The sequence below is a fragment of the Larsenimonas suaedae genome, from assembly GCF_023712105.1.
GTDB classification, from domain to species: domain Bacteria; phylum Pseudomonadota; class Gammaproteobacteria; order Pseudomonadales; family Halomonadaceae; genus Larsenimonas; species Larsenimonas suaedae.
The window spans coordinates 1,012,220-1,030,292 of the sequence record NZ_JAMLJI010000001.1; the positions used below are offsets into that span (position 1 = coordinate 1,012,220).

At 59.2% G+C, this 18,073-nt stretch carries 17 protein-coding genes; 4 read left to right on the plus strand and 13 right to left on the minus strand.

Annotated features, from left to right (window positions below):
* Nucleotides 1–50: 50 nt before the first annotated feature.
* Nucleotides 51–1,160, minus strand: a complete 1,110-nt coding sequence (locus tag NAT49_RS04740) for an S-(hydroxymethyl)glutathione dehydrogenase/class III alcohol dehydrogenase (protein WP_251591044.1) — start codon at nt 1,158–1,160, stop codon at nt 51–53.
* Nucleotides 1,161–1,327: 167 nt separating this feature from the next.
* On the opposite strand from NAT49_RS04740, the gene NAT49_RS04745 reads away from it, so the two are divergent.
* Entirely contained in the window at nt 1,328–2,230 is a 903-nt protein-coding gene (locus NAT49_RS04745) for a LysR family transcriptional regulator (protein WP_251591047.1), read from the plus strand.
* Here the strand turns inward: NAT49_RS04745 and NAT49_RS04750 are convergent.
* The 4 genes from NAT49_RS04750 to rpsU form a co-directional block, all read right to left on the minus strand.
* Nucleotides 2,218–2,955, minus strand: coding sequence for a Crp/Fnr family transcriptional regulator (locus NAT49_RS04750; RefSeq protein WP_251591049.1), 738 nt, complete (start codon nt 2,953–2,955; stop codon nt 2,218–2,220). The genes NAT49_RS04745 and NAT49_RS04750 overlap by 13 nt on opposite strands.
* 299 nt (nt 2,956–3,254) lie before the next feature.
* Nucleotides 3,255–5,123: an RNA polymerase sigma factor RpoD gene (gene rpoD / locus NAT49_RS04755; protein ID WP_251591051.1), complete on the minus strand. Its 1,869-nt coding sequence runs from the start codon at nt 5,121–5,123 to the stop codon at nt 3,255–3,257.
* 190 nt (nt 5,124–5,313) lie between these two features.
* Complete coding sequence (dnaG, locus tag NAT49_RS04760; RefSeq protein WP_251591052.1) at nt 5,314–7,155, minus strand: DNA primase; 1,842 nt, start codon at nt 7,153–7,155, stop codon at nt 5,314–5,316.
* A gap of 151 nt (nt 7,156–7,306) precedes the next feature.
* On the minus strand, nt 7,307–7,522 hold the full coding sequence (gene rpsU / locus NAT49_RS04765) for a 30S ribosomal protein S21 (protein ID WP_227389497.1): 216 nt from the start codon (nt 7,520–7,522) through the stop codon (nt 7,307–7,309).
* A 211-nt stretch (nt 7,523–7,733) separates the two neighbouring features.
* On the opposite strand from rpsU, the gene tsaD reads away from it, so the two are divergent.
* Genes tsaD through folK form a run of 3 tightly spaced genes read left to right on the plus strand, consistent with a single transcriptional unit; the run spans nt 7,734 to nt 9,671 of the window.
* Complete coding sequence (tsaD, locus tag NAT49_RS04770; protein WP_251591060.1) at nt 7,734–8,774, plus strand: tRNA (adenosine(37)-N6)-threonylcarbamoyltransferase complex transferase subunit TsaD; 1,041 nt, start codon at nt 7,734–7,736, stop codon at nt 8,772–8,774.
* A 5-nt stretch (nt 8,775–8,779) separates the two neighbouring features.
* Entirely contained in the window at nt 8,780–9,130 is a 351-nt protein-coding gene (folB, locus tag NAT49_RS04775; protein WP_251591068.1) for a dihydroneopterin aldolase, read from the plus strand.
* A 7-nt stretch (nt 9,131–9,137) separates the two neighbouring features.
* Nucleotides 9,138–9,671: a 2-amino-4-hydroxy-6-hydroxymethyldihydropteridine diphosphokinase gene (folK, locus tag NAT49_RS04780; protein ID WP_251591069.1), complete on the plus strand. Its 534-nt coding sequence runs from the start codon at nt 9,138–9,140 to the stop codon at nt 9,669–9,671.
* Here the strand turns inward: folK and NAT49_RS04785 are convergent.
* From NAT49_RS04785 to NAT49_RS04820, 8 genes are read right to left on the minus strand one after another with little or no spacing between them, the layout of a single operon-like run.
* A complete protein-coding gene (locus NAT49_RS04785) occupies nt 9,666–10,808 on the minus strand; it encodes a tRNA nucleotidyltransferase/poly(A) polymerase-related protein (RefSeq protein ID WP_251591071.1) in 1,143 nt (380 codons plus the stop codon). The two genes, folK and NAT49_RS04785, sit on opposite strands and share 6 nt — an antisense overlap.
* Complete coding sequence (gene glpE / locus NAT49_RS04790) at nt 10,805–11,131, minus strand: thiosulfate sulfurtransferase GlpE (RefSeq protein ID WP_251591078.1); 327 nt, start codon at nt 11,129–11,131, stop codon at nt 10,805–10,807. The genes NAT49_RS04785 and glpE overlap by 4 nt, the downstream gene beginning before the upstream one ends.
* A 22-nt stretch (nt 11,132–11,153) precedes the next feature.
* Entirely contained in the window at nt 11,154–11,969 is an 816-nt protein-coding gene (locus tag NAT49_RS04795) for a symmetrical bis(5'-nucleosyl)-tetraphosphatase (protein ID WP_251591080.1), read from the minus strand.
* 15 nt (nt 11,970–11,984) lie between these two features.
* The gene (gene apaG / locus NAT49_RS04800; RefSeq protein ID WP_251591082.1) at nt 11,985–12,371 is read right to left on the minus strand and encodes a Co2+/Mg2+ efflux protein ApaG; all 387 of its coding nucleotides are present in this window, start codon (nt 12,369–12,371) and stop codon (nt 11,985–11,987) included.
* Nucleotides 12,355–13,173: a 16S rRNA (adenine(1518)-N(6)/adenine(1519)-N(6))-dimethyltransferase RsmA gene (gene rsmA, locus NAT49_RS04805; RefSeq protein WP_251591084.1), complete on the minus strand. Its 819-nt coding sequence runs from the start codon at nt 13,171–13,173 to the stop codon at nt 12,355–12,357. Before rsmA ends, apaG begins: the two co-directional genes overlap by 17 nt.
* A complete protein-coding gene (pdxA, locus tag NAT49_RS04810) occupies nt 13,170–14,195 on the minus strand; it encodes a 4-hydroxythreonine-4-phosphate dehydrogenase PdxA (RefSeq protein ID WP_251591945.1) in 1,026 nt (341 codons plus the stop codon). The genes rsmA and pdxA overlap by 4 nt, the downstream gene beginning before the upstream one ends.
* Nucleotides 14,196–14,206: 11 nt before the next feature.
* Nucleotides 14,207–15,508 carry a peptidylprolyl isomerase gene (locus tag NAT49_RS04815; RefSeq protein ID WP_251591086.1) on the minus strand — a complete coding sequence of 434 codons (1,302 nt, stop codon included), beginning with the start codon at nt 15,506–15,508 and terminating at the stop codon, nt 14,207–14,209.
* A 53-nt stretch (nt 15,509–15,561) separates the two neighbouring features.
* Nucleotides 15,562–17,982, minus strand: coding sequence for an LPS-assembly protein LptD (locus NAT49_RS04820; protein ID WP_251591088.1), 2,421 nt, complete (start codon nt 17,980–17,982; stop codon nt 15,562–15,564).
* Nucleotides 17,983–18,073 lie beyond the last annotated feature (91 nt).

The following is an 18,073-nucleotide window of genomic DNA, read 5'->3' on the forward strand; positions in this document are numbered from 1 at the left end:
GCGACAACGGGGCCGAAAGGCCCCGTTTTGAAAATGCTCGACGAACCTTATTAGTACGTCAGAACCGTACGAATGGCTTCACCGTCGTGCAGCAGACGGAATGCCTCGTTGATCTCTTCATGCTTCATGGTGTGCGTGACGAAATCATCGATGTTGATATTGCCGTTCATGTAATCGTCAACGTAACCCGGAAGCTCGGTACGGCCCTTGACCCCACCGAAGGCAGAGCCTTTCCAGACGCGACCGGTCACCAGCTGGAACGGACGGGTCGAGATTTCTTCACCGGCACCGGCTACACCGATAATGATCGATTCACCCCAGCCCTTGTGGCAGCACTCGAGCGCGGTACGCATGACATTGACACTACCGATGCACTCGAACGAATAATCGACGCCGCCGTCAGTCATGTCGACCAGGACTTCCTGGAAGGGGCGATCGTAGTCGTTGGGGTTGATGCAGTCGGTTGCACCCAGCTGACGAGCGAATTCGAACTTGTCCGGGTTGATGTCGATGGCGATGATGCGGCTCGCCTTGGCAAGATGCGCGCCCTGAACGACCGACAGGCCGATCGCGCCCATACCGAAGACCGCAACAGTGGCACCCGGCTCAACCTTGGCGGTGTTACGAACAGCACCGATACCGGTCGTGATACCGCACCCCAGCAGGCAGACCTTATCAAGCGGCGCTTCCTTGCTGATCTTGGCAAGCGATACTTCCGGTACGACGGTGTACTCGGAGAAGGTGGACGTGCCCATGTAGTGATGAAGCTTCTTGCCATTCAATGAAAAGCGCGACGTGCCATCCGGCATGACGCCCTTGCCCTGCGTTGCACGAACCGAGCTGCACAGGTTGGTCTTGCCGGATAGACAGAATTTGCACTTGCCGCATTCTGCGGTGTAGAGCGGGATGACATGGTCGCCCGGGGAAAGCGAGGTTACGCCAGGGCCGACTTCTTCGACCACACCGCCACCTTCATGACCCAGGATGGAGGGGAACAACCCTTCCGGGTCCTTACCGGACAACGTGAACGCGTCAGTATGGCACACACCGGTGGCAACGATACGCACCAGCACTTCGCCTTCCTTCGGACCTTCAACGTCGATCTCGGCGATTTCGAGCGGCTTGCCCGCTTCCCAGGCGATGGCTGCACGGGATTTCATAGTGTTCGACTCCACATTACCAATAAATAGCGTATAAAGTACCGGGCCTCGCAGCCGGGCGATGGTACAGATTCCTCAGTGTAGGCAAAGATGCCTCACTAAAGAAGACGTTGACTGTCATAATAGTATTGCCGCTCAACAACAATACGCAGGACTTTTCTGTAGCTATGCAACACTGGGATCGAATCGAGGCGTTCGTCATCGTGGTTCGCGAAGGGAGCTTTTCCCGTGCGGCCAGCGAGCTGGGTGTGTCCGTGTCACACGTCAGCCGCTCCATTTCACGGCTGGAGCAGTCACTGGATGTGCCACTTTTGTACCGCACGACTCGAACACTGTCACTGACGGATGCCGGTCGCATCTACTTCGAGCACTGTCACGCCCTGTTCGACGGGTTTAAAAGTGCGACCCAAGCGGTGCAGTCGCTCGGCTCGGCCCCCCAGGGCACATTGAGAGTCAGTGCAGCAACAACCTACGGGGAACGATTCATAGCACCGCTGATCAACGAATTCAAACATGCCCACCCACAGCTTACGGTGGAACTTCATCTCTCGAACCGCCGAGTGCATTTGATCGAAGAGAATTTCGACATCGCCATTCGTCTTGGAGCACTTGAAGACTCAAGCCTTGTGGCGCGCCAGCTTGCTCGGCGCAACGAATTCGTGGTTGCACACCCAGGCTACATCGCCCGTTACGGATACCCAACAACACCGGGTGATCTTCGCCATCATAATTGCCTTATCGGCTCGACCCGAAAATGGGTGTTTTTCGAGCAGGGTAAACGCCGGGACGTAACCATTGATGGCGACTACCGGGTCAACTCGGGGGCTGCCCTTCTGGACGCTGTACTTGAGGGGTTCGGAATTGCGCAACTGCCGGACTATTACGTCGCGCCGTACCTGAAGACCGGAGAACTCAGAGCAGTACTGGATGAATTTCGTCATCCGCACACTGGCGTTTGGGCTGTCTTTCAGGGGCGTCAGCCCCTGTCACCCAAGGTCCGTCTGTTTCTGGATCATGCACTCGAGCGCCTGCCGGAGCTAAGCGGGGACATCACGGATTATGAAACGTAACTCAGGTAATCCTGTTCCTGCAGATACGCCTTTGAAAACCCGATAACCGATTCAAGCCGCTCGATATCCAAAAGCGTAACGTGATTACGTTCCCGACAGATCATGTTTTCTTCGCGAAGCTCACTGAACGTGCGGCTAACGTGCACGGCACTAAGCCCGAGCGCATCGGCAATGATCTGCTGCGAGAGCGGCAGCTCAAAACTATTGCCAAGCTCAGGATTCGTTCGCTTCAAGCGCATATAAAGCTCATACACCAGATGCGCGGTTTTCTCGAACGCATTACGCCGCCCAAGATTGACCAGACGTTCAGTCAGAAGCGTCTGCTGGCGCGCCGAGATCGAAAAGAAAATGGTCGTAAGCTTGGTCGAATCGCGAAAGATATCGATCAGGTGGTTATGGGGAAACCGGCAAATGACACTGTCTGTCAGCAGTTTGATGCCGCTCATTCGCTCCTTGAAGGCGAATTCACGCAGGCCTACGATGTCGCCCGGTAAAAAAACGTCCAGCACTTGGCGTGTGCCATCATCGATGTTGCGGTATGAATACGCCCAGCCGGATTTAATCGTGCATATTTCACCCGCCTTATCGCCCTCTTCCCAAAGCGTTTGCCCTGAAGTCCCGGAAATGGGCTCCTTCTCGAGCGCTTGCAGAAGCTTGGTATCGCTCTCGCTCAGTGGGCCGTAGTGCTTAAAATGACGGACTATACAGCTTTCATTTCCGCTCATTTCACCTTTCCTCGCCAAGATGATCTTATGATTTAAAACTAGTGGTCTGCACAGATCCTTGAAAACGTCAAAAAAGCGCCTTACACCTGGCTAAGTGACTGATCTGTCCACTCTCTATTGTCAACGCTGCCCTCCTTGTCCACAGATAACATGGGTTATGTGATTTAAAAAAACGTGTATTAAGCGTTACACATAGCCCAACGATGTTCGACGTCCATTTACCGAAACCTCGATAAATAATTTATAGCCAATAAAAAAGCGCCTTGAAAAGGCGCTTTCTAATCGAGCGAGTCGCGTCGTTATTCGTCCACGAACGACCGAAGAGACTCGCTGCGCGAGGGATGGCGAAGCTTACGCAGCGCCTTGGCCTCGATCTGACGAATACGCTCTCGCGTTACATCGAACTGTTTACCGACCTCTTCAAGTGTATGGTCGGTATTCATGTCAATGCCGAAGCGCATTCTAAGTACCTTGGCTTCACGTGCTGTAAGCCCGCCAAGGACGTTGCGTGTCGCTTCGATCAGACCTTCACCGGTTGCCGAGTCGATCGGAAGGATCATGGTGCTGTCTTCGATGAAATCACCCAGATGCGAATCGTCGTCGTCACCGATCGGGGTTTCCATCGAAATCGGCTCTTTGGCGATCTTGAGTACCTTGCGCACCTTGTCTTCGGGCATCTCAAGCCGCTCGCCCAGCTCTTCCGGCGTCGGCTCGCGCCCCATCTCCTGGAGCATCTGGCGCGATACGCGGTTGAGCTTGTTGATCGTCTCGATCATATGCACCGGAATACGGATCGTACGCGCCTGATCCGCGATAGAGCGGGTAATCGCCTGACGGATCCACCAGGTCGCGTAGGTCGAGAACTTGTAGCCACGACGATACTCGAACTTGTCGACCGCCTTCATCAGACCGATGTTGCCTTCCTGGATAAGGTCGAGGAACTGCAGTCCACGGTTGGTGTACTTCTTGGCGATGGAAATGACGAGACGCAGGTTGGCCTCGACCATTTCTTTCTTGGCACGTCGCGCCTTGGCTTCACCGATCGACAGCTTGCGGTTGACTTCCTTGAGGCCAGAGACGTCGAGATTGACCAACTCTTCCTCGAACGCGATCTTGCGCTGCGCCCGCGTGATGTCGCTGCGATACTTCTCAAGCGCCGCGGAAAATTTGGGGTGCTTTTCGATGAAGATATCAAGCCAGGCCAGATCCGCTTCATTGCTCGGGAACGAGGCAATGAATGTCTTTCTCGGCACCTTCGCACGCTTGACGAAAATACGCATGATTTCGCGTTCTTGCGTACGCACCTGATCGATACTGAGACGCACCTGACCGACAAGGCGTTCGAAGTGCTTGGGCACCAGCTTGATCGGCGCGAACAGCTCGGCAAGGCGCTCCTGCTCTGCGATGACATCCTTGGCGCCAAGCCCCTTCTTCTCGATCAGATCCTTGGTACGCTCATTCTGTTCACGAATCTGCTCGAAGCGAACCCGGGCAAGCTCAGGATCGGGGCCACCATCACCGGCGCTTTCTTCCTCATCCTCGGCGTCTTCGGATTCTTCATCATCGTCAAGCTCTTCGCCGTCCTTCGGAGCAACCTCGGGCTTGGGCGGCGCATACTCTTCTTCGACTTCGGCCACCCCCGGGATGCCCTCGTCGGGGTCGATGAAGCCACTGAAAATATCGGAAAGCCGCCCGGGCTGCTCTTCATCCTGAGTCGCGTCGTAGGCGTCAAGAATCGAATCGACAGCGCCCGGTAGAAACGCAAGAGAGGCCATGACCTCACGTGTGCCTTCTTCAATGCGCTTGGCGATTTCGATCTCGCCCTCACGGGTAAGCAGCTCGACAGACCCCATCTCGCGCATGTACATACGCACGGGGTCAGTGGTTCGCCCGACGTCGCCTTCGACGGCCGCAAGGGCGGCGACAGCTTCTTCGGCCGCCGATTCGTCGGTAGAGCTGTCCGACATCATCAAGGTATCGGCATCGGGCGCCTCTTCGACGACCTTGATGCCCATATCGTTGATCATGCTAATGATGTCTTCTACCTGCTCGGGATCTGCGATATCCTCCGGCAGGTGGTCGTTGACCTCTGCATAAGTAAGGTAGCCTTGCTCCTTACCCTGTGCGATCAACTCCTTCAGACGCGACTGCTGTGTATTTCCAGCCATAGAAACCTATCTCGACGAAGAAGAATGTGATGTACCTGAACCCGTAGGGTATTCGATAGCGAATCGTCCATTATAGCTGAGACGGTCGTCATCGCCAGTGCTGCATTGACTCGGCTTTCAGGTATGCTATTTTGGTTCGTTTAGCCGTTTCGGCTTAGTACCCCATTACATGAGGGTGTTTGAGCGGGTTTCAACCCTGCCCTGATGACAGTTCCTGTGCCAGTTGCCACATCCGTACGGCGTCGTCCCTGTTGAGTCGTTCTCCACGCTGTTCCTTCTCGCGTAAAGCGTCGTATTCCTGCTGCGGCGACAACTGCGTTTGCTGTCGCTTGAAATGCTCCACCAGATTCTTGAGCTCCTGCGCGCGATACTGCGCCGGCAATAAAAGATCCTGACGCTTGACCAGTCGCTGAAGGTGCGCACCCTGCTCGGTGCCGTGAAAGTGCATCAAGATGACCTGCGCACTGCGGTACTGCCCTGCACGAATCAATTCGACCACTTTGGCCAGCAATGTTCCCGAATCGGTATCAGGGCACCACTGCGTCCCCTCCGGCACGCTCTCGATGCTTTCCGGCGAATGAAGCAGCAGCAAAAGCGCACGCTCGCTCGCGTTCAACGTCTGGTCGCCAAACCGCGTCCGTGCTGGCTGAGCGCGCGATGACGGCTCGGCGTCATAAGAACGCTCAAAGTGACTATCGGCCGGGGCCGAATCGGCTTTCTCACCTAAAAGTGTGTTTATGCGCCCCCGCTCGACGCCACTTCGCTCGGAAAGCGCATCGATCATCACCGTTTTCAAAACACCTTCCGGCAACAGTCGAATGAAGCCCAACGCTCGGCTCACGAAACGCTCACGCCCTTCTACCTGCTTTAGATCGACGTCATTGCTTGACTGCTCGAACAGAAACTCGGAAAGCGAGCTGGCACATAGAACACGTTCATTGAACGCGTCAGCGCCTTCACGACGCACAAGACTGTCCGGATCATCCCCTTCCGGCAGAAACAGGAATCGGGCCTGACGCCCATCGATCATCTGAGGCAGCACAGTCGAAAGCGCCTTGACCGCCGCCTGACGCCCGGCGCTGTCGCCGTCGAAACAGAACACCACCTCGCTTACGAGTCGAAACAGCCGCGTCAGATGCGTCTCCGTGGTGGCCGTACCGAGTGTGGCTACCGCAGTGTCGATCCCGAACTGGGCCAGCGCCACCACGTCCATGTACCCCTCGACGATCAGTAGCCGCTCGGCTCTTGGCGCGGCCTGACGTGATTCGTACAGACCATAGAGCTCGCGCCCCTTGTGAAAGACCGGTGTTTCCGGCGAATTCAGATACTTGGGCTTGGAGTCGTCGAGTACGCGTCCGCCAAATCCGAGCACCCGGCCTTTCCAGTCCCGAATCGGAAACATGACGCGATTGCGAAATCGGTCATAGGTTCGATTGGAGCCTTCCTTTTCGATCAAGAGCCCGAACTCGACCTGCTCCTGCTCGCTAACCTGACGCTGATTGAGCGCATGCTTGAGGCTGTCCCAGCTGTCAGGCGCAAACCCGATGCTAAAGCGCTTGGCAAGCTCTGAGGACACCCCACGCGAGCGCAGATACTGGCGCGCCTGCTCAGCATCATGCTGACCGAGCTGATGGCGATAGAACCGAGCCGCCGTCTCGAGCACGTGCTCACTCGCTTCCTGTTGACGTTTACGCTCACGGGCACGCGCCTGGGCCTTGGGGTCGTCGTCGGTATCCCGCGGCACCTCCATCGCATAGCGAGAGGCCAGCTGCTCGACCGCCTCCGGAAAACGAAGACCATCGTATTCCATCAAAAACCGGAGTGCGTTGCCGTTCGCGCCACAGCCAAAGCAGTGATAGAACTGCTTGTCGGGGCTGACGGTAAAGGAGGGAGATTTTTCATCATGAAACGGACACAACCCCTGAAAGTTGCGCCCTGCTTTCTTGAGCGTGACTCGCTCACCGATCAACTCCGCAATATCCGCACGCGCCAGCAAGTCGTCGATGAAACGCTGGGGAATCTGTCCTGCCATGAGGTTAAGACCGCCGCCTGGAGTACGAAAAGTAAGCGAATGACATCGAAGGAGAGAGAATCATCGGCACAAAAAGCAAGCGGCCGCCATAGGCAGCCGCTCCTTATCCTTCTTAAGCGTACCAGGACATCCCATTACGCTTAGGTACGGATCAATACAGCCGTTCGAAACGCTTACGCTCGCGCTGAACCTTCTTGGCGTGACGCTTGACTGCCGCAGCCGCCTTGCGCTTACGCTCGGCAGTGGGCTTTTCATAGTGTTCACGACGACGAACTTCGGAAAGAACACCCGCTTTTTCGCAAGAACGCTTGAAGCGACGAAGTGCAACGTCAAACGGCTCGTTATCACGTACTTTTACAGAAGGCATTAAGCGATCACCACCTTGTTGAGTAGATCGGTTATGAACGTGCTCAATGCCCCGAACCTGTTCCACACGAAGGCAGAAGGCACGGACAAATTAAGCACAGCTTACTTGAGGGTGCGGATTATACTCATCGGACATGCGAAGTGCAATGTGCCTGACAGCCCATGAACAACCGATTACACTAGGCGGCCTTATTCGTTAATCAGGGTGTTCCATGCGTGTATTGGGCATCGAAACGTCGTGCGATGAAACCGGCGTTGCGCTCTATGATACCGACCGCGGGCTTCTCTCCGATGCCCTGTACAGCCAGGTTGCCATGCACGCCGATTTCGGCGGCGTGGTGCCTGAACTCGCATCGCGCGATCACGTCCGAAAGCTGCTGCCGCTGATCGATACCGTTTTATGCGAGGCCGGCCTCACTCGATCTGAACTCGACGGCATCGCCTATACCGCAGGCCCCGGCCTGGTGGGGGCGCTCATGGTCGGCGCCTCGACCGCCCACGGCATGGCTCGGGCACTTGGCATACCGGTACTCGGCGTCCATCACATGGAAGGCCACCTGCTTGCCCCGATGCTTGAAGAGACCCCGCCCGAGTTTCCGTTCGTGGCGCTTCTGGTCTCAGGCGGCCATACCCAGCTGATCAAGGTCGAGGGCATTGGCCAATACACCCTCTTGGGCGAATCGGTCGACGACGCTGCCGGCGAGGCCTTTGACAAGGTCGCCAAGATGCTGTCACTGCCCTACCCGGGCGGCCCATCAGTGTCAAAGCTTGCCGAATCCGGCACCGAAGGCCGCTTTCGCTTTCCAAGACCAATGACTGACCGGCCCGGGCTCGATTTCAGCTTTTCAGGGCTCAAGACCCACACCCTGACCACCCTGAAGACGCTTGAGTCCAACGGCACGCTCGATGAGCAGGCCAGGGCCGATGTCGCCTGGGCGTTCGAGGACGCCGTGGTCGACACGCTTGCGATCAAGTGTCGGCGTGCATTGAAGGAAACAGGCTACACACGCCTGGTGGTTGCCGGCGGCGTCAGCGCCAATCGACGCCTTCGCCGCTACTTGAGCGACGTCATGACCAAACAGAGCGCGCACGTATTCTATCCGGATCTGCGATTTTGCACCGACAACGGCGCCATGATTGCACTGGCCGGTGCGCTTCGCATGAAGGCGGGTGAGCACGACCACGCCACCATGTTCACCACGCCGCGCTGGCCGCTGGCCGAGCTTCACCCTCCCGGCTTTCAAAAGGCCTGACCGCCATGGACATCATTCGCATCGACCGTCTTGCCCTTGACACCGTAATCGGGGTCTATGACTGGGAAAAACGCATTCACCAGCGCCTGCTGCTGGATCTCGAACTCGGCTGGGACATTCGTCCGGCGGCCGAGACCGACGATCTTTCAAAAACACTCAACTACGCCGCCGTCAGTGAACGACTGCTCGAGTTCGCAGACCGCGAGACGTTCGAGCTGATCGAAACCTTTGCCGAACGCGCTGCGGCGTTGATTCTCGCCGAGTTTCAGATTCCCTGGCTGCGCCTGAGCGTTCACAAGCCCGGCGCCGTTCCACAGGCCCAGTCGGTCGGGGTCACCATCGAGCGACACGCGTAGGCGCATCATGCAGGAAGCGTTTTTAGGCCTTGGCAGCAACATCGATCCAGCCCATTCGATCTCGCTCGGGCTGGATGCGCTTGCCCAGACGTTCGGCGACATCACGCCCTCCCGGGTGTTCGAAAGCGCACCGGTTGGCATTCAAAGCGACGGCGTGTTTTACAACATGGTGATCGCTGTCCGGACCGAGCTTGACCCCGGCCCCCTGAATCAGCGACTGAAAACCATCGAGCATGCCCTCGGGCGCGACCCGAATGCCCCGCGCCACGCCCCACGAACGCTTGATATCGACCTCCTCACCCTCGGCACGCTCACTCGGGCCTTGGCACCGACGCTGCCGCGCCGCGATATTCTGGACTACGCGTTCGTACTGCGTCCGCTGGCCGAACTGCGACCGAACGAGCACCACCCGGCACTGGGGCAGAGCTATGGCGAGCTATGGCGCGGTTTCGCCGATAAGGCCGCCCAAACACTGACGCCGGTCGCCTTCACATGGCAGGACCAGCTCATCTCCTGGCCGGACCGCATACCCGCGCTATAGCGCGCCGTCACACTCATCAAGCGCCTGGGCGATTGCGCGATGGCGAGCCGTCGCAAGCGCCTCCTTCATGGCCGCACCGCGATACCCCTCGGCGCTCAGCGCTTTTGGCGAAACCGCCTCCGCTGCCTGGCGCGCCTTGCCAAGACGCTTGACCAGCACGGACTCAGTGTCGGTGTCAGCCTCAAGCGCAAGCATCGAAAGTACGGCATCGGCCCGCTCGGGCTTTCGCCAGACATCGATGTCACTCAGCCAGCCAAGCACCGACGACGCCGTCAGTGATGCCTCGCTTGAAAACGCACGCGTGCGCTGAAACGCCGCTGCCAGTTGCGCGAACCGCTTTGGCACTTTCATGTGCGCCATCACGGCCGTCAGCGCAGGCAACGCGTGGTACTGCAAAAGCGCTGCCCAGCGGGCCTCGACAGAGAGGTGACGCGCCTGCCGCGCCATGCCCCGGCGAAGCGCCAACACGTCCACCGAGGGCCCCATCAACTGAGGCAGCGCACCCAGTCGTGAGAGCAGATCGAAAAACGCCGGGCACGCCGACTCGCCAAGCGCCTTTTCAGTTTCCTGCCACACCCGCTCACGTGCCAGCGCTTCAAGCTCCCCCGCGCCCACCATCGTTACCAACAGCGCCCAGGTCGGCTCGGCCACCTGGAAACCAAGCGCATCGTAGCGGGCCTGAAACCGCGCCAGGCGCACGACGCGAAGCGGGTCTTCAATGAACGCCTGACTGACATGACGAAACAGCCGCTTACGGCAATCTTCCACGCCGCCGTAGGGGTCGATCAGCGTGCCATCGAGGGCTTGCGCCATGGCATTGATGGTTAAATCACGCCGGGAGAGATCTTCTTCAAGCGTGACGGCGGTAGACGCATCGACCGTAAAGCCGCCATACCCGCGGCCGGACTTGCGCTCCGTTCGCGCCAGCGCATATTCCTCGTGCGTCGTCGGGTGCAAAAAGACCGGAAAATCCTTGCCGACCGGCACGAAACCACGCGCCTGCATGGTCTCGGGGGTTGCGCCCACCACGACCCAGTCGCGGTCATACACCGGCCAGCCGAGCTGTGCATCGCGCACCGCGCCTCCGACCAGATACACATCGAGGCCGTCGATGGCCGGGTCAAAAGGACGTGTCATGACGTGGTATCGACGTAGTCCAGGTGCTCATGACGCCACTGCTCGAAGCCACCATCCAGGCTGTAGACGTCCGAGAAGCCCTGACCGGCAAGCCAGGACGCTGCCTGCTGACTCGAATGGCCGTGATAGCACACCACCACGACTGGCGTTTCCGGCGGCGCTTGATCGATGAAGGCACCGACCGTTGCATTATCAAGGTGCTGACTGTGTGTGATGTGACCGCCAGCAAAGCTCAAAGGGTCACGAATGTCGACGACGGTCAGAGGCCGGTCGCTTTCGAGCCACTGCCTGAGCGTCGCAGGCGATAGATGTGCGAAAGACATGCACCCTCCTCGGGGTGTGAAATTATTGGCGGCTGGGCACCGAGGTCAGCGTCGCATCAGGCAGCGTCAGTGCCGTCAGCGTTCCACGCCAGACACAGCCGGTGTCCAGCGCCCAGCAACGAATGGCGGATTCCGGCGTTCGACCTTCAAGCGCCGCCCAATGCCCGAAGGCGATCGGCAGATCGTCGACCGTACGCGGAAACTGGAACCAGGGCTTGAAGCCATCAGGCGCGCTCGAAAGGCCCTCTTTTGCAGCGAAATCGAGTGTGCCGTCCTCATCGATAAAGCGCATGCGGGTCATGACGTTGACGATGGCGCGGATTCGATCCATGCCGGTCAGCGTGTCCGTAAAGCGCGACGGCGTATTGCCATACATCTGGCTCAGAAACGCATCGACTTGATCGCCACCAAGCACCTCCTCCACTTCACGTGCCAACCCTTCGGCCTTGGTCACCGACCAGCTCGACAGAAGGCCTGCGTGCACCATGGCCACGTCGTGCGCTCGATCGACGCGCATCAACGGCTGTCGCCTGAGCCACTCGATCAGCTCGGCGCAATCCGGCGCGTCCAGAATCGGGGCCAGCGTGTCGTTTTTCTTGAGCCGGCCATGGCCATGGGCCACGGCCAGCAAATGCAGGTCGTGATTGCCGAGGATGATCTTGATGCGATCGCGTCGCTGATAGACTGAGCGAAGGCATTCGAGCGAACCCGGCCCCCGGTTGACGATGTCGCCCGCCACCCAGAGTTCATCGTCGCTGTCGTCAAAGGCAAGCACCTCGAGCAGATCCTGAAACTCCTGATAACACCCCTGCAGGTCACCTACGATATGCAGTGTCATGAGTCTCTCCTGCCGTCAATGGACGCGGTTCGGCGGCGCAAGCCGAAAGGGTGGGATCGGCACCAGAAACTCCCCCGACTCCGGGTCGGCGAAGGTATAATGCCCCTCCATCACACCAATATCGGTATCGATGACGGCGCGGCTTTGATAGCTGAAGTAGCCTCTGGCCGCGATGATCGGCATTTCACCGACCACCCCTTCCCCTTCGATTTCCTGCACTTCACCGCTGCCCTGCGTGATTTTCCAATACCTGCGCAAGAGCTGAACGTCGCGCTCACCGGTGTTGCGAATCTCGACGTCGTAACTAAATACAAACTGCTGGGCGTTGGCATCGGATTCAGAAGCCACGAATTCGGAAGTCACCGAGACCTGTATGTCCGGCGTTTCAGGCGTGTCCGTCATGAGCGGGCTCCTCTGGCAGCGCATTGGTCAACCGAATGTATTCATCAAGCGTCAAGGCCTCTGGCCGCTTGCCCGGGTCGATTTCAAGTGCCTCGATGGCCTCACCCGCCATCAGCGGCTTCAAGTTGTTTCGAAGGGTCTTGCGACGCTGGGAAAACGCCTGCTTGACCAGACGAGCCAGCCGCTCGGGGTCGGTCGCCTCGAACGGCGACGTTTTATAGGGGCGCAGCCGAACGATGGCGGAATCCACCTTCGGACGCGGCACAAAGGCCTCTGGCGGCACATCGAACAAGTGATCCACCTGACAGTGATACTGGGCGAGAATCGAAAGCCTTCCCCACTGGCCGCCACCGGGACGCGCCGCCAACCGCTCGACCACTTCCTTTTGCAGCATGAAGTGCATGTCCTCAACCACCTCATGGACCTCGAGCAGCTTGAAGATCAGGGGCGTGGAAATGTTGTACGGCAGATTACCCACCACGCGCAGGCGCTCACCGGCCGCCAGCGCTCTGAAATCGAACGCCAGCGCATCGCCCTGATGAACGCGAAACTCGGGGTAGTTGAAAAACTGGGTCTTAAGCCCCGGGATCAGATCACGGTCGAGTTCAATCACATCCAGCGCGTTGGCGCCGTTCAACAACCCTTCGGTCAACGCCCCCTGGCCTGGGCCGATTTCCACCAGCCGATCTCCGGCGACCGGATGAATTGAACGAACCAGCCGGTCGATGATGCCCGGGTCGCGCAGAAAGTTTTGCCCGAAGCGCTTGCGCGCCCGGTGCGGCGTGGGTGCTTGATGCGTCATAAGGATTGCGTACTTGATGTCGTGGCCGACCGCGCCATGGTGAGGGCCTGCTCGATGGCAACGTCCAGGCTGCCGCGCTCGGCAGCCCCGGTTCCAGCCAGATCGAGGGCAGTGCCATGGTCGACCGAGGTTCGAATGATGGGAAGACCCAATGTGATGTTGGCAGCGCGCCCGAAACCGGCGTATTTGAGCACCGGCAGCCCCTGATCGTGGTACATGGCGACCATGGCGTCATGCACATCGAGATAGCGCGGCGTGAAGGCCGTATCCGCCGGCAAGGGGCCCGTGAGCTTCATGCCTCGGGCGCGCAGACGCTCGAGTGCCGGGGCGATAATGGTGCCGTCCTCATGCCCGAGATGGCCACCCTCACCGGCGTGAGGATTAAGCCCACACACCCCGATGCGCGGCGACTCGATGCCGAAATACCGCGACAAGTCGGCGGCCACGATCTCAAGCGTCGCCGTGACTGACTCGTCGGTGATCGCGTCGCTGACCGCTCGAAGTGGCAGATGCGTAGTCACTAGCGCCACTCTGAGCGCCTCGGTGGCAAGCATCATTACCACATCCGACACCCCACAGGCGTCGCGCAAATACTCGGTGTGACCGGTAAAGCCGGTTTCACCTGAGTCGATGATCACGCCCTTGTGAAGCGGCGCGGTCACCATGGCGCACGCACGCCCTTCCCGGCAGGCCTTGATGGCGACATCGAGCGTCTCCAGCACGAAACGGGCATTGTCGGTGTGCACACGCCCTGGCGTAACCGGACGCTTAAGCATGACCGGCCAGACGAACAGGACACCCGGAATCGGCGCCGGCACGGTATCCGACGTTACCAGCTCCACTTCAAGGGTTCGCCCGAGCGCGACAGCACGCGCTTCAAAAAGCCTTGGATCGCCCACCGCCACCCACCGCGCGCCGCTGGCAGCCACAGCAGGGTCACAGGCCAGATCAACAATGAGATCCGGGCCGATCCCGGCCGGCTCACCCGGAGTAATCACCAGCGGCGCAAGCTCGGCCTTCATGGCGTCGCTGTTCAAGAGCCACCGTCATTGAGACGATTGTCGACGTACGCCGAAGCCCGGATTTCCTGCTGCCAGCTCTCGAGCTCCTCGTTGACCTTGCGCGTAAAGAGTTTCTGGCGAATCTGTTCGCGCTGAGCCTGCTCGGTGACGTCGCGCTGACGACGCCCTTCAACTTCGATCACGTGATAGCCGAACCGGGATTTGACCGGCTCTGAAATCTGGCCCTGTGGCAGGGATTCAAGAGCCTTGGCAAACGCCGGCACCATTTCGGAGGGTTCGCTCCAGCCGAGCTCGCCGCCGTTGAGCGCAGTGCCCTTGTCATCGCTGTACTGCTTGGCAAGCGCGTCGAAATCAGCGCCCTGATTGAGCTCGTTATAGATGCGTTCGGCAAGCGCCCGAGCCTTGGCGTCGCTGCGGTTCGGGTTGGGGCTGATCAGGATATGGCGCGCCTTCACCTGCGAGATGAGCTTTTGCTGCCCGCCCTTCTTGTCGACCAGCTCAACCAGATGGAAGCCGCTGGCGCTTCGAATCGGCTCGCTGATTTCACCCTTGCTCATGGCAGGCACAACGTCTGCAAAGATCGTCGGGAGTTCATTGCGTGGACGCCACCCGAGATCCCCGCCGGAAAGCGAAGGATTTTGCTGGGCAAGCTGGCCGGCCATTTCCTCGAACGATTTACCGCTGGCCTTGATTCGCGCTCGAAGTTTCTCGGCCTGGGCTCGCGCCTTGGCAACCTGGGCTTCAGAGGCATTATCAGGCAGTGACACCAGAATGTGGGCCAGATGGTACTGGGCCTTGTCGGCCGCGCCCAGGTGGTCCAGGTACTGTTCGACTTCGCGATCCGACACCGACACACGCCCGGCAACCTTCTGTCGCTGAACCTGCGAGATAATCATCTCGCGGCGCACCTGCTCACGGACGGAATCAAACGATACGCCCTGTTTGCCGAGCGCGGCCTGAAAGGCCTGCACCGACTCGAACCCATTGCTCTTCGCGACCTGTCGGAGCGACTGGCTGAGCTGGTCGTCATCAACGCTTACATTGGCTCGCTTGGCCATCTGCAGCTGAATGTCTTCAAGGATCATGCGATCGAGCACTTCGCGCTTGAGTGTTTCCATCGGCGGCGGCGTGACGCCGCGCGAATCAAGCTGCTCGCGCACCTCCTGGAGACGACGGTTCAGGTCGCTTTGCATGATGGCGTCCTGATTGACCACCGCAACGATCCTATCGAGCGGCTGAGCGGCTGCGTGAGCCAGGGGGGACAGACCGATGACGGCCGCCAATCCCAGCGGGGCCAGTAGCGTTTTGCGCATGATAAAGCTCTCTATATCCTGACATTCATCGGCGTAAGACACGCCTTGATGCATTAAAACGTGGTCGGCGTATAGCCCGGCACGGCGTCTGAAAAATACGGTTCCGGATCCTGACCTAGACCACCCAGGCCCTTGAGTACGAACCGAAGAAAGATACCGCGCTTGGTTTCGTCATCCAAAATGGTATTGGCGGTATCGTCGTCGTCGACCCACTCACGCCAGGCCACTTCAACGCCATAGCAGCAATCGTTGAACTGGATACCGGCCAGTTTCTCGAGCGAGCGGCTGTTGGTTTCATCGTAAAGGTACCGGCCGATCAACGAGACGCTGCTCGAGGCCTTCCAGGCGAACGATACGTCATACTCGTTGCGGTTGTAGCCGAGACGGTCTTCGCGGTCGCCTGCGGGATCAAACCCTTGCACTTCCCAGCGATAGCCCAAGTTCAGCACACTGCCGTCAGGGTGACGATAGTTCAGGTACGTTGCGTTGCGTTCGGTGCGGTCGCGCTCGGTGTCATACATCAACGTATAGCGCGCGCTGAAGCGGTCGTTGATCCGCCAGTCGATCTGGCCGATAGCCGGCGAATAGTCCCGGTGGTTGTTGTAGTAGTACTCGCTGTTCGGGTCGTCGTAATTCTTGCTCGGGTCGTTGTCGGTCACGTCACGGTCTTCGAAATACCGGCTTTGGCCCAGCGAGAGCTTGAGACGCTCGCGGCCGGTCTCGCCCTCGAGGAACCGTGAACTCACCCCATAGGAAAGCTTGTTGACGTCCCCGATGCGATCACTGCCGGTAAAGCGGTACGGTGACCAGAGACGGTTGATGGAGTACGCCTGGGGGTTGGTATCGAACACCGGCGCATCGTCCTGATCACGCTCGGGCACGTAGGCATAGAACAGCCGTGGCTCCAGAGTCTGACGCCAGTCACTGTCAAAGGCCGAAAAGTCGCGTTCGAAGATCAGGCCGGAATCGATCGAATAGACCGGCGCCGCCACGGACGGCGAGTCACCGCGCCCGTTTAGGTCTGCGTCGTTTCGGTTGCCGTAGTCCAGCTCGTATTGGGAATACCAGAGCGCGGCGCGCGGCTCGAAAAAGCCCCAGCTGGCATCGGCGCGATAACCAAGCGCCGGCTCGGCGTGCAACCGCGAGCCGTTGGCAGACTCATTCAGCGGCACGTCGTTGTGATCGATATCGCGCCAGAAATAGGTCGCGGAGCTGTTCCACTCCTGATAAAGACCGTTGTCCTGACGCCAACGCGCATCCGCGATCAGCGCTGGCAGCTCGTAGAACGGCTTGTCGTCATCGCGAAGCGGGTCGTCCATTTTCTGGAAGCCCCGCGCCCGGCCCTGCAGATGCCAGACCTCACCGCGATAATCCAGCCGCGCCAGCCGTTCCAGATGATCGGTGTCGATTTCCTCGAAGCTCTGGCCGAGATCATCGAAATAGTCGCCGTCGCTGGCCGCGCCGTAGCGAAGGTCATAGCGGGTGCGCGGGGACAGGCGCCCGGTCTGGGTGTAGTTGATGTACCAGCGGTCTTCACCGGCGTGATCGTCGTCGCTGTCCTCACCGCCATCATCGCTTGAAAGGTAGGCACCTTCCAGCTGGCCGGCGGCGCTGTCACCCAACAGGTAGCGGAACTGACCGCCGAGCATCGAGCCCCGGTTTTGAATGTAGCGCGGGGTGATGGTGGCGTCGTAGTTGGGCGCCAGGTTCAAATAGATTGGCTGACTGTAGTCGAGCCCGTCGGAGCCGGAATAGCCGATCAACGGCCAGAGCGCACCGGTATGTCGACGGTCATCGATTGGAAAGCGCACCCAGGGCCAATAGAAGACCGGAATGTCCTCGATCTCAAGGCGTGCGTGCTTGGCCGTGCCGTAGCCGTTTTCACGGTCAAGCACGACGTCGTTACCAACCAGCCGCCAGAGGCTGCTTTGAGGGTCACAGGTGGTAAAGCTTGCCTCTCGAAGCCGATAGCGGCCGTCTTTCATGCGGGCAAGCGAGCGCGCGTCGCCCCGAGCATGCTGATCATGAAAGACGTAGTGGGCAGCGTCGACCTTGGCGGCCTTGCTGTCGAGCGCGATGTCGGCGCTATCGCCGCGCACCAGCGCGCCACTGGCGCGCCACGCCAGTGGGCCTGTCACGTGGGCGCGCGTGCGCGCTTCATTGACAGCCACTTCAGGCGCTTCGACCTGCTGATTGCCACGCCGAAGTACAACGTCGCCATTCAGGATCGTTTCGCCGCCGTCCCCGTAGCCGGCTTGATCCGACGTGCTTCGCACCTGAGCGTCGGTCTCGCCCGGCTCGATACGGTAAGAAGGCATGACGTACCGGCCGCGGCACAGCGCATCGGCCGGACGGTCCTGCCCCCAGGGTTGCCAATCAAGCTCACTGGCCGGCGGTGTGGCCGGTGGCTCCGCATGCGCGGCGCCGGCCAGGACCCCAGTCAACGCGGCGGTCCAGAAGGTACGCTGCCCCATATTGTTCGTCATCCTTGCTTTTATAAAGACCCGGGAATGATCCCATGTACATGATTGAAAAAATCGGTAAGGTACATCGTCGATACCCACT